This window comes from Kitasatospora sp. NPDC057198 (genome assembly GCF_042670125.1).
Classification (GTDB): domain Bacteria; phylum Actinomycetota; class Actinomycetes; order Streptomycetales; family Streptomycetaceae; genus Kitasatospora.
Window position 1 is genome coordinate 1 of sequence record NZ_JBHUWH010000262.1, and the last position, 10,853, is coordinate 10,853.

Consider the following 10,853-nt stretch of genomic DNA (forward strand, 5'->3'; position numbering starts at 1 on the left):
GCCCCGCCTCCCGGCGGGGCCTTCCCGATCTGAGCCCCCATGCGGAATCGAACCGCAGACCTTCTCCTTACCATGGAGACGCTCTACCGACTGAGCTATAGGGGCTTGTTGCTCCGGGCGCCTGGCGGCTCCCCTTGCGACGTGGAAGACATTACATGCTCGGCCGACCCCATGGGAAATCGGCTTCCTCCAGGTCGGAGGGCTAAACTGCCCGAGAAGACCCGATCTGCCGTGCAATGTCGCCCAGCAGCCGCGAACTCCCGTGCAGCGAAGGCGCGTGATCCTGTGTCAGCCCCCGGCCGCGGCCGTGCCTCCGGTACCCCCTCCGCCTGGTGGGCGCTGGCCCTGCGGCCGGCCAGGCCGGTGGTGCCGCGGGTGCTGGTGGTGCGGGCGGCGCTGGGGATGGCGGTGCCGCTCGGGGCGGGGCTGGTGTGCGGGCGGCTGGCGCTGGGGGTGTTCGCGGCGCTGGGGGCGATGCACGCGACGATGAACGACCGGGTGGAGCCGCTGCGGCTGCGGGCGCCGCGGATCGCGCTGGCGCTGGCCGCGTCGACGGCGGGGATGCTGATCGGGGCGGAGTTGCAGCACCGGGGCGCGGGCGGGCCGGAGACCGGGGTGGCGCTGACCCTGGTGGGCTTCGCGGGCGGGGCGCTGTCGGCGACCGGGCCGCGCGGCTCGGCGGCCGGGATGCTGCTGCTGGTGTCGGCCTCGCTGGGCGGCGGGATGGCGCTGCCGCACCCGTGGTGGGCGGCGCCCGCGATGATGCCGTGCGGGGCGGCGCTGGTGCTGCTGATGGGGGTGCGCTACCGCACCGACGTGCGCACCGACCCGCGCACCCTGGCGCTGGCGGACGTCTACCTGGCGCTCGGCGGCCTGCTGGCCGCCCTGGGCACCCCGGACGGCGCGGCCGCCCGCCGCCTGCTGACCGGCCGGCTCAACCAGATGCAGGACCTGCTGCCGCCGCCCCGGCCGGGCCGCCGCGAGCCGGAGCGGCTGCACCGGCTGCGCCGCGCGTACGAGGCCGCGCTGGGCGCCACCGAGGCGGCGGCCGGGCTGCTGTGGGCGTGGCGCCCGGTGCCGCCGGAGCTGGCAGCGTTCCCGGCCCGGCTGGCCGCGCAGATCACCGGCGGTCCGGAGCCGGCGTACCCCCACTGGCGGCCGGACACCCCGTCCCGGACGGCGTTCGACACGGCGCTGCGGGCCGCCGCCGAGACCGTCGCGGGCCGCTGGGCGCCGCTGGACACCGCCGCCCCGCCGCCGCCGGACCCGTGGCGGCTGCGGGTGCGGCTGCTGTCGCGCGGTTCGGTGCGCTACGGGCTGCGGGTGGCGCTGTGCGTGGCGGTGGCCGAGGCGGCGGTCAACGCGCTGACGCTGAGCCGCAGTTACTGGGTGCCGATGACGGTGGCGTTCGTCCTGAAGCCGGACCTGGGCTCGGTGTTCCAGCGGGCGGTCAGCCGGGCGCTGGGCACCGTGCTGGGCATCGCGGTGGCCGCGGTGCTGCTGGCGCTGACCACCGAGCCCTGGGCGCTGAGCCTGGCGATCTCGCTGTGCGTGGCGCTGCTGCCGTACTCGACGGCCGCGCACTACGGGCTGAACACCGTCGTGATGACGCCGGTGGCGCTGCTGCTGGTGCAGCTCGGCGGGGAGAGCGGGTCGGCCGAGTTCTGGCCGCGGGTGCTGGACACCGCGCTGGCCAGCGCCATCGTGCTGGTCTTCGGCTACCTGCTGTGGCCGGAGCGGCCGCCGCACCGGATCGAGCCGGGCATCGTCACCGCCGCGAACGCCCTGCGCCGCTACCTGGAGGCGGTGGTCCGGGGCGAGCCGGTCGCCGAGGTGTGGCTGCGCCGCACCGCGTACCGGGCGCTGGCCGACGCCCGGCGGCAGGTCGACCTGGGTCTGGCCGAGCCCCCGCCCGCCGGGCGCCTGGCCGAGCGGTGGGTGCCGGCCACCGCCGCGCTGGAGCGGCTCTCGGGGGCGGTCGCCGCGTACGCCGCGCAGTTGCGCTACGGCGGGCAGCAACCGGAACCGGAGGTGATCGGGCGGGTGCTGCGCTCGCTGGAGCGCCTCACCCGCGCGGCCCGCGCCCACCGTCCGCCGACCGGCCGGATCGCCCGGCCGACCGGCCCGCACGACCCGGGGCGCAGCGCGCTGGCCCGGGCCGCGGACGAGCTCGACCTGCTGCTGGACGGGTAGTCCTCGGCGCGGGGCTCAGACCTGGTCGGCCAGCTCCAGCCAGGACATCTCCAGCTCCTCCTTGTCCTCGCGGACCTTGCGCAGCTGCGCGTCCAGCTCGGCGACCTTGGAGAAGTCGGCGGCGTGCTCGGCCAGTTGGGCGTGCAGCTTGGACTCCTGCTCGTCCAGCTTGGCGATCTGCCGCTCCAGCTTCTGCATCTCCTTCTTGGCCGCCCGCAGGTCGCCGCCGGACAGCCCGGAGGGCTCGGCGGCGGCCGGGACCTGCGCGGCGGCGGTGGCGGCCGCGGCCTCCGCCATCGCGGTGCGGCGCTCCAGGTACTCGTCGACGCCGCCCGGCAGCATCCGCATCCGGCGGTCGCCGAGCAGCGCGTACGCGGTGTCGGTGGTGCGCTCGATGAAGAACCGGTCGTGGCTGATCACGACCATCGAGCCGGGCCAGCCGTCGAGCACGTCCTCCAGCTGGTTGAGGGTCTCGATGTCGAGGTCGTTGGTGGGCTCGTCGAGGAAGAGCACGTTGGGCTCGTCCATCAGCAGCCGCAGCAGCTGCAGGCGGCGGCGCTCGCCGCCGGAGAGGTCGCCGACCGGCGTCCACTGCTTGTCCTTGCCGAAGCCGAACTGCTCGCACAGCTGCCCGGCGCTCATCTCCCGGCCCTTGCCGAGGTCGACCCGGCCGCGGACCTGCTCGACGGCCTGCAGCACGCGGGTGGCCGGGTCCAGCTCGGCGACCTCCTGGGAGAGGTAGGCGAGCCGGACGGTCTTGCCGACCTTGATCACGCCGCCGGCCGGCTGCACGTCGCCCTCGGTGGCGTACGCGGCCTGCATGGCGCGCAGCAGCGAGGTCTTGCCGGCGCCGTTGACGCCGAGCAGGCCGATCCGGTCGCCGGGGCCGAGCTGCCAGGTGAGGCGCTCCAGCAGGAGCTTGTCGCCGGCCTTGACGGTCACGTCCTCCAGGTCGAAGACGGTGCGGCCGAGGCGGGCGTTGGCGAACTTCATCAGCTCGGACTTGTCGCGCGGCTCCGGCACGTCCGCGATCAGGGCGTTGGCGGCCTCGATCCGGTAGCGCGGCTTGGAGGTGCGGGCGGGGGCGCCGCGGCGCAGCCAGGCCAGCTCCTTGCGGGCCAGGTTCTGCCGCTTCTGCTCCTCGGTGGCCTCGATCCGGGAGCGTTCGGCGCGGGCGAACACGTAGTCCGAGTAGCCGCCCTCGTACTCGCGGACCTCGCCGCGCTGGACGTCCCACATCCGGGTGCAGACCTGGTCCAGGAACCAGCGGTCGTGGGTGACGCAGACCAGCGCGGAGCGGCGGTTCTGCAGGTGCTTGGCCAGCCAGGCGATGCCCTCGACGTCGAGGTGGTTGGTGGGCTCGTCCAGCACGATCAGGTCGGGCTCGCCGAGCAGCAGCTTGGCGAGCGCGATGCGGCGGCGCTCGCCGCCGGAGAGCGGGCCGATCACGGTGTCCAGGCCGTCGGCGAACCCGGGCAGGTCGAGGCCGCCGAACAGGCCCTGGACGATGTCGCGGATCCGGGCGTCGCCGAGCCACTCGTGGTCGGCCCGGCCGGCGATCACCTCGTGCCGGATGGTGGCCTTCGGGTCCAGCGAGTCGTGCTGCGTCAGCACCGCCAGCTGGAGCCCGCCGGAGTGGGTGATCCGGCCGGTGTCCGGCTCCTCGAGCTTGGCCAGCATCCGGATCAGCGTCGTCTTGCCGTCGCCGTTGCGTCCCACCACGCCGATCCGGTCGCCCTCGCTGACGCCGAGGCTCACCCCGTCCAGCAGGGCCCTGGTGCCGTACACCTTGGTGACGGACTCGATGGTGGCGAGGTTGACGGCCACGAAGCTGCACTCCTGAGGAAGGGGCTGGAACGAGCCTCCAGCCTAGTGCCGCGCCCGGCCGTGCTCGCCGTCCTACCGGGCGGCGTCCAGCAGGGCCCGCTGCTCCGCGGTGAGTTCCAGGTCGAGCGCGGCCAGGCTCTCGTCCAGCTGGGCCACCGAGGAGGCGCCGACCAGCGGGATCACCGGGAGTTCGCCGCCGAGCAGCCAGGCCAGCACGACCTGGTTGCGGGTGGCGCCGGTCTGCTTCGCCACGGTGTCGAGGGCGGCGAGCCGGGCGGGGGTGCCGGCGTGGTCGAAGGACGGGCCGAGCGGCTTGTCCTCCCGGACGTAGCCGCCGCCGAGCAGCGGGGAGTAGGCGACCAGGGTGAGCTCGGGGCTCTCCTTCAGGTAGGTGACCAGGTCGCCCTGGACGGCGGCCTGGTCGCCGTCCGGGCAGGTCAGGCCGGGCAGGTCGGCGCGGCGGCGCAGGTAGGTGTGGCCGTACTGGAGCACCTCGTAGCCGGGCAGGCCGGCCTGCGCGGCGATGTTCCGGGCCCGCTCGACCCGCCAGGACCAGTGGTTGGAGACGCCGAGCAGGCCGACCGTCCCCTCCTGCACCAGCTCCCCGAAGGCGTGCACGGTCTCGGCGAGCGGCACCGCCCGGTCCTCGATGTGCGCGTACAGCAGGTCGAGCTTCTCGACGCCCAGGCGCTTGCGGCTGGCCTCCGAGGAGGCCCGGACCACCTCGGCGGACAGGCCCTCGCCGTTCTCGACGAACCCGGTGCCGGGGGCCTTCGGGCGGGCGCCGAGCTTGGTGGCGATCACCACCTCGTCGGTGATGCCGCGGCTGGCCCGCCACCGGCCGAGCACCTCCTCGCTGGCGCCGCCCTGGCTGTCGTCCTGCCAGTACGCGTAGTTGTTGGAGGTGTCGATGAAAGTGCCGCCCGCCTCGACGTAGCGGTCCAGCACGGCGAAGGAGGTCGCCTCGTCGGTGAGCGTGCCGAACAGCATCGCCCCCAGGCTCAGCACGCTGACCTCGCGGCGGGTGCGCGGGTCGGTTCCGATGGTGCGCTTGCGCATCCGGGTGTCCCCTCGTGTCCGCGGCCCGCCCGGTGCGGGCCGCGGGAACGAGTCTGGAACCCGGAGCGCGCTCCAGGTCAAGCAGAGGTCTCGACCACTGGCGGAGAGGCGTGCGCGGTGGCGCACCACCGCGCACGGGTGGCGGGCGCCCGTCGTCTCCCTTCCCGTCACTGCCGCGCGGTACCGTGCGAGTACCACGACGGTGAGCCGGAGGTTGTGATGACGGCGGTGGAGAACCGGCCGCAGATGCTGCCCGAGGAGTTCGAGCGCATCGCCCTGGCGGCCGAGCGCGAGGGCGTCCGGATGGAATTCATCCACGGGCGGATCGGGGTCAAGGCGGTACCCGACGGCGACCACGACGAGATCATCCGCTGGGTGATGAAGCAGTGCATGCAGCAGCGCCCCGACCTGTGGCTGTACCTCGAACGCGGACTGCGAGTGGAGACCTACCGCAAGGGCAACGCCAGGCCGGACGCCACGCTCGCCCCGGACGGCGGCTTCGCCGGCCAGGGCGAGTGGGCCGACCCCGACCAGGTCGTCATGGTCCTCGAGGTGACCTCGTACGACCGCGACACCGACCGCCGCGACCGGGACGAGAAGCCCCGGGCCTACGCCGAGACCGGCATCCCGGTCTACCTGCTGGTCGACCGGGACAGCTGCAAGGTGCTGGTGCACAGCGAGCCCGAGGACGGGCAGTACGTGAACCTGGTGCGGCGGCCCTTCGGCAAGCCCGCCGTACTGCCCGATCCGGTCGGGATCACCCTGGACACCGAGGCGTTCAAGGCATGGGTGCGCTGACCACCTGGGCGCCCGGCACCGGGCCGTGGGTGGCGTGGGCGGTGCGGCAGGTGCCGGAGGCGCGCAGGGCGGCGGCGATGTGGGCGGCGGCGTCGGCGTCCTTGGCGAGGAAGGCGCAGGTCGGGCCGGAGCCGGAGACCAGGGCGGCCAGGGCGCCCGCCTCGGTGCCGGCGTGCAGGGTGTCGGCGAGCGAGGGGCGCAGCGAGACGGCGGCGGCCTGGAGGTCGTTGGCGAGGGCGGCGGCCAGCGCGACCGGGTCGCCGTCGGCGAGGGCGGCGAGCAGGGCCGGGTCGGCGTCGGGGGTGGGGACGTCGGCGAGCGAGGAGCCGAGGCCGGACTCCTCGCGCAGGCGGTCGCACTCGCGGAAGACGGCGGGGGTGGACAGGCCGCCGTCGGCGACCGCGAACACCCAGTGGAACGTCCCGGCGACCGGCAGCGGCTCCAGCAGCTCGCCCCGGCCGCGGCCCAGCGCGACGCCGCCGAGCAGCGCGAACGGGACGTCGGAGCCGAGTTCGGCGGCCAGCTCCAGCAGGACGGGCAGCGGGGTGTCCAGGCCCCACAGCGCGTCGCAGGCGAGCAGCGCGGCGGCGCCGTCCGCGCTGCCGCCGGCCATGCCGCCGGCGACCGGGATGGCCTTGTCGATGTGCAGGTGGACGCCGGGTTCGGCGAGGCCGTGGTGGGCGGCGAGCAGCCGGGCGGCGCGGGCGGCCAGGTTGCCGTCGTCGAGCGGGACGGCGGCGGCGTCGGGGCCGTCGCAGCTGAGCGTGACGCCCGTGCCGGGGGTGGCGGTGACCTGGTCGCCGAGGGCGACGGCGAAGAACACGTTCGCCAGGTCGTGGTAGCCGTCGGGGCGGACCCCGCCGACGCCGAGCTGGACGTTGACCTTGGCGGGGACCCGGACCGTGACCATGCTCAGTGCTCCTCCGCGGCCGCTGCGGCCTTCGGCTTGTGCTCGGCGATCGCGGCGAACTGCTCGACGGTGAGCATCTCGCCGCGCAGCGTGTGGTCGATCCCGGCGCCGCGCAGCGCCTCCTCGGCGGCGGCGGGCGAGCCCGCCCAGCCCGCCAGCGCGGCCCGCAGCGTCTTGCGGCGCTGCGCGAAGGCGGCGTCCACGACGGCGAACACCTCGCGGCGGGTGGCGGTGGTGGACGGCGGGTCGCGGCGGACCAGCGAGACCAGGCCGGAGTCGACGTTCGGCGCGGGCCAGAACACGTTCCGCCCGATCGCCCCGGCGCGCTTCACGTCCGCGTACCAGTTGGCCTTGACGGAGGGCACCCCGTACACCTTGTTGCCGGGCTTGGCGGCGAGCCGGTCGGCGACCTCGCTCTGCACCATCACCAGGGTGCGCTCGATGCTGGGGAAGGTCTCCAGCATGTGCAGCAGCACCGGGACGGCCACGTTGTACGGCAGGTTGGCGACCAGCGCGGTCGGCGCCGGGCCGGGCAGTTCGGTGACGTCCATCGCGTCGCTGATCACCAGGTCGAAGTTCCCCGCCTTCGCGGGCATCCGCCCCCGGACGGTGTCCGGCAGGTGCCGCGCCAGCAGCGGGTCGATCTCCACCGCCGTGACGTGCCGCGCCACCTCCAGCAGCGCCAGCGTCAGCGACCCGAGCCCCGGCCCGACCTCGACCACCGCGTCCTGCTCCGTCACCTCCGCCGCCCGGACGATCCGCCGCACGGTGTTCCCGTCGATGACGAAGTTCTGCCCGCGCTGCTTGGTCGGCTTCACGCCGAACGCCGCGGCCAGCGCGCGGATGTCGGCGGCGCCCAGCAGGTGGCCGTCGGAGGTGGGTTCGGTGGTGCTCACCCGGCAAGGATAAGGGTCAGCGCTTGACGAGCCGCTTCAGATCGATCTCGACGGGGAACGGCAGCTCGGTGCGGAGCGCCCCCTCGTGCACGGCGACCGGGAAGTAGACGCCCTTCTCCGGGTCGAGCCGGAACTCGTGCACGACGGGGACGTCGTCCTCGCCGCGCTCTACGCGCCAGTAGGACTGGACGCCCTTCTCCGCGTACAGGCCGGGCTTGGTGAAGCGGTCGGCCACCTTCGAACCGGGAGAGACCACCTCGACGGCCAGGACCACCGACTCCACCGGGGTGCAAGCCAGCTCGGAGACCTCCAGGCCGGTTTCGTCGAACACCATGACGTCGGGGAGCACGACGTTGTGCTCGTCGAGCATGACGGCCCGCTCCACGTTCGCGTCGTAGGGCTCGTCGCTCGCCGCGAGCAGTTGCACGAGCAGGCGGTCACGCACCCGGTCGTGCCACCACAGCGTCTGTCCCTTGACCACGATCGCTCCGTCCACCAGTTCCCACTTGAACGGCAGATCGAGCTCATTGACCTGGTCAAACGTCCAGCCGCTGGCCGGCGGGTACACCCAGTCGATCGGTTCGGCGGTCATCTCAGCCTCCTCGCTCCTCCATGCTAACGAGCGCGCCCGTCACCGGGATGCGCTCAGTAGCCGAAGGCCCGGGCCGTGTTCGCCGCGATCGCCGTGGCCAACTCGTCCTCGCCGAGCGCCAGGTGGTCGGCCATCGCGCGCAGGGTGACCGGGATCAGGTACGGGGCGTTGGGGCGGCCGCGGTAGGGGTGGGGGGTGAGGAAGGGGGCGTCGGTCTCGACCAGGACGCGGTCGAGGGGGGTGGCGGTGAGGGCCTCGCGCAGGGCGTGGTTGGCCCTGTAGGTGACGGGGCCGGCGAAGGAGAGGTACCAGCCGTGCTCGGCGCAGGTGCGGGCCATCGCGGCGTCGCCGGAGTAGCAGTGGAAGACGGTGCGCTCGGGGGCGCCCTCCGCCAGCAGCAGGTCGATGACGTCCTGGTGGGCGTCGCGGTCGTGGATGACCAGGGCCTTGCCGTGCCGCTTGGCGATCTCGATGTGCCGGCGGAAGGACTCCTTCTGCAGGTCGACGCCCTCGGGGCCGGTGCGGAAGTAGTCGAGTCCGGTCTCGCCGACGGCGAGGACGTGCGGGAGGGCGGCGAGCCGGTCGATCTCGGCGAGGGCCGCGTCCAGCGCCTCCTGCCCGCCCGCCTTGCGCTGCTGCCTGGACCAGCCGTCGGGGTCGCCGAGGAAGATCCGCGGCGCCTCGTTGGGGTGCAGGGCGACGGCGGCGTGCACCTGCTCGTACTGCTCGGCGAGGTCGGCGGCCCACTGCGAGCCGGGCACGTCGCAGCCGACCTGGACGACGGTGGTGACGCCGACCGAGGCGGCTCGGGCCAGGCCCTCGGCGGGGGTGCCGGACTGCATGTCGAGGTGGGTGTGCGAGTCGGCGACCGCCACCGCGAGCGGCTCGGGCAGCGGCGGCGGGGTGCGGTCCTGCTCCTTCCTGCCCTTGCTCGCGCCCATCAGGAGGCGGTCTTCTCTTCGAGCCGGGGGAAGAGGATCTCGCCCTTGGTGACGGTGGCCCCGGCGGGCAGCCGGCCCCAGTCGGCGACGGTGGCGATCCGCTGCTCGGCGAGCGCCCCGAGGGCGGCCTCGGCGCCGAGCGAGTCCCACAGCTTGGCGGCGGAGTCCGGCATCAGCGGGTTGAGCAGGACGGCGGTGGCCCGCAGCGCCTCGGCGGCGGTGTACAGGACGGTGGCGAGCCGGTCCTGTCCGTCGGGGTCCTTGGCGACCTTCCAGGGCTCCTGCTCGGTGAGGTAGCCGTTGACCAGCTTGACGAACTCGAAGACGGCCGCGATGCCGCCGGCGAAGTCGAGCTCCTCGCCGATCTTCCGGTCGGCCTCGGCGGCGGCCTTGACCAGCGCGTCGGCGACGGCCTGTTCGGCGGGGCCGTGGTCGGTCGCGGCGGGCAGCGCGCCGTCGAAGTACTTGCCGACCATGGCGGCGACCCGGGAGGCCAGGTTGCCGAAGTCGTTGGCGAGTTCGGAGGTGTAGCGGGCGGTGAAGTCCTCCCAGGAGAACGACCCGTCGGTGCCGAACGGGATGGCCCGCAGGAAGTAGTAGCGGTACGCGTCGACGCCGAAGTGCGAGGTCAGGTCGGTGGGCGCGATGCCGGTGAGGTTGGACTTGCTCATCTTCTCGCCGCCGACCATCAGCCAGCCGTTGGCGACGACCCGGCGCGGCAGCGGCAGCCCGGCGGCCATCAGCATCGCGGGCCAGATGACGGCGTGGAAGCGCAGGATGTCCTTGCCGACCAGGTGCACGGAGGCGGGCCAGAGCCGGGCGAAGCGCTCGGGGTCGCTGCCGTAGCCGGCCGCGGTGATGTAGTTCTGCAGGGCGTCGACCCACACGTACAGGACGTGCTTGTCGTCCCAGGGCAGCGGGACGCCCCAGTCGAAGGTGGAGCGGGAGATCGACAGGTCCTTGAGGTCCTGCTCGACGAAGCGCAGCACCTCGTTGCGGGCGGAGGCGGGCTGGATGAAGTCCGGGTTGGCGGCGTAGAACTCCAGCAGCTTCGGGCCGTACGCGGAGAGCCGGAAGAAGTAGTTCTCCTCCTCCAGCCACTCGACCGGGCGCTTGTGGACGGGGCAGAGCTTCTCCTCGTCCGTCGCGCCGGGCAGCAGCTCGCCGGGGAGCTTGTACTCCTCGCAGCCGACGCAGTACGGGCCGGTGTAGCTGCCCTGGTAGATCTCGCCCTTGTCGTACAGGTCCTGGACGAACTCCTGGACGCGGTCGGTGTGCCGGGCCTGGGTGGTGCGGATGAAGTCGTCGTTGGCGATCCGCAGGTGCTCCCAGAGCGGCTTCCACTCCTCCTCGACCAGCTTGTCGCACCACTGCTGCGGGGTGACGCCGTTGGCCTCGGCGGTGCGCAGGATCTTCTGGCCGTGCTCGTCGGTGCCGGTGAGGTACCAGACGTCCTCGCCGCGCTGGCGGTGCCAGCGGGTCAGCACGTCACCCGCGACGGTGGTGTACGCGTGGCCCAGGTGGGGCCGGTCGTTCACGTAGTAGATCGGGGTGGTGACGTAGTACGCGTCAGTGCTGGTGTGGTCTTCCAAGGCCGCCATACCCCGGAATCCTAGTGCCCGGCCGCCCCCGTCCGG

Annotated in this window: 9 protein-coding genes and 1 tRNA gene; 2 read left to right on the forward strand and 8 right to left on the reverse strand. The window is 73.6% G+C overall.

Translation table 11 applies throughout. The features are described 5' to 3' along the window. Positions 1-32: 32 nt before the first annotated feature. Positions 33-105 (reverse strand) — tRNA-Thr (locus ACFUEL_RS25635). A 180-nt stretch (positions 106-285) separates the two neighbouring features. On the opposite strand from ACFUEL_RS25635, the gene ACFUEL_RS25640 reads away from it, so the two are divergent. Further along, on the forward strand, positions 286-2,193 hold the full coding sequence (locus ACFUEL_RS25640) for an FUSC family protein (protein ID WP_380239113.1): 1,908 nt from the start codon (positions 286-288) through the stop codon (positions 2,191-2,193). Between the two features lie 15 nt (positions 2,194-2,208). On the opposite strand, the gene ACFUEL_RS25645 is transcribed toward ACFUEL_RS25640, so the two are convergent. Together ACFUEL_RS25645 and ACFUEL_RS25650 are read right to left on the reverse strand one after the other, a co-directional pair. Next, positions 2,209-4,020 carry an ABC-F family ATP-binding cassette domain-containing protein gene (locus ACFUEL_RS25645; RefSeq protein ID WP_380239114.1) on the reverse strand — a complete coding sequence of 604 codons (1,812 nt, stop codon included), beginning with the start codon at positions 4,018-4,020 and terminating at the stop codon, positions 2,209-2,211. A 72-nt stretch (positions 4,021-4,092) separates the two neighbouring features. Next, positions 4,093-5,079: an aldo/keto reductase gene (locus tag ACFUEL_RS25650; RefSeq protein WP_380239115.1), complete on the reverse strand. Its 987-nt coding sequence runs from the start codon at positions 5,077-5,079 to the stop codon at positions 4,093-4,095. Positions 5,080-5,298: 219 nt separating this feature from the next. Here ACFUEL_RS25650 and ACFUEL_RS25655 point away from each other — a divergent pair, with 219 nt between their 5' ends. After that, positions 5,299-5,877, forward strand: coding sequence for a Uma2 family endonuclease (locus ACFUEL_RS25655; RefSeq protein WP_380239116.1), 579 nt, complete (start codon positions 5,299-5,301; stop codon positions 5,875-5,877). On the opposite strand, the gene ACFUEL_RS25660 is transcribed toward ACFUEL_RS25655, so the two are convergent. Genes ACFUEL_RS25660 through metG form a run of 5 tightly spaced genes read right to left on the reverse strand, consistent with a single transcriptional unit; the run spans position 5,858 to position 10,817 of the window. Beyond that, the gene (locus ACFUEL_RS25660; protein WP_380239117.1) at positions 5,858-6,787 is read right to left on the reverse strand and encodes a 4-(cytidine 5'-diphospho)-2-C-methyl-D-erythritol kinase; all 930 of its coding nucleotides are present in this window, start codon (positions 6,785-6,787) and stop codon (positions 5,858-5,860) included. The genes ACFUEL_RS25655 and ACFUEL_RS25660 overlap by 20 nt on opposite strands. Positions 6,788-6,789: 2 nt before the next feature. Continuing rightward, positions 6,790-7,683 carry a 16S rRNA (adenine(1518)-N(6)/adenine(1519)-N(6))-dimethyltransferase RsmA gene (gene rsmA / locus ACFUEL_RS25665; RefSeq protein WP_380239118.1) on the reverse strand — a complete coding sequence of 298 codons (894 nt, stop codon included), beginning with the start codon at positions 7,681-7,683 and terminating at the stop codon, positions 6,790-6,792. Between the two features lie 16 nt (positions 7,684-7,699). Next, entirely contained in the window at positions 7,700-8,275 is a 576-nt protein-coding gene (locus ACFUEL_RS25670) for a Uma2 family endonuclease (protein WP_380239119.1), read from the reverse strand. Between the two features lie 53 nt (positions 8,276-8,328). Continuing rightward, positions 8,329-9,216 carry a TatD family hydrolase gene (locus ACFUEL_RS25675; protein WP_380239120.1) on the reverse strand — a complete coding sequence of 296 codons (888 nt, stop codon included), beginning with the start codon at positions 9,214-9,216 and terminating at the stop codon, positions 8,329-8,331. Then, positions 9,216-10,817 carry a methionine--tRNA ligase gene (gene metG, locus ACFUEL_RS25680; protein ID WP_380239121.1) on the reverse strand — a complete coding sequence of 534 codons (1,602 nt, stop codon included), beginning with the start codon at positions 10,815-10,817 and terminating at the stop codon, positions 9,216-9,218. Before metG ends, ACFUEL_RS25675 begins: the two co-directional genes overlap by 1 nt. Positions 10,818-10,853 lie beyond the last annotated feature (36 nt).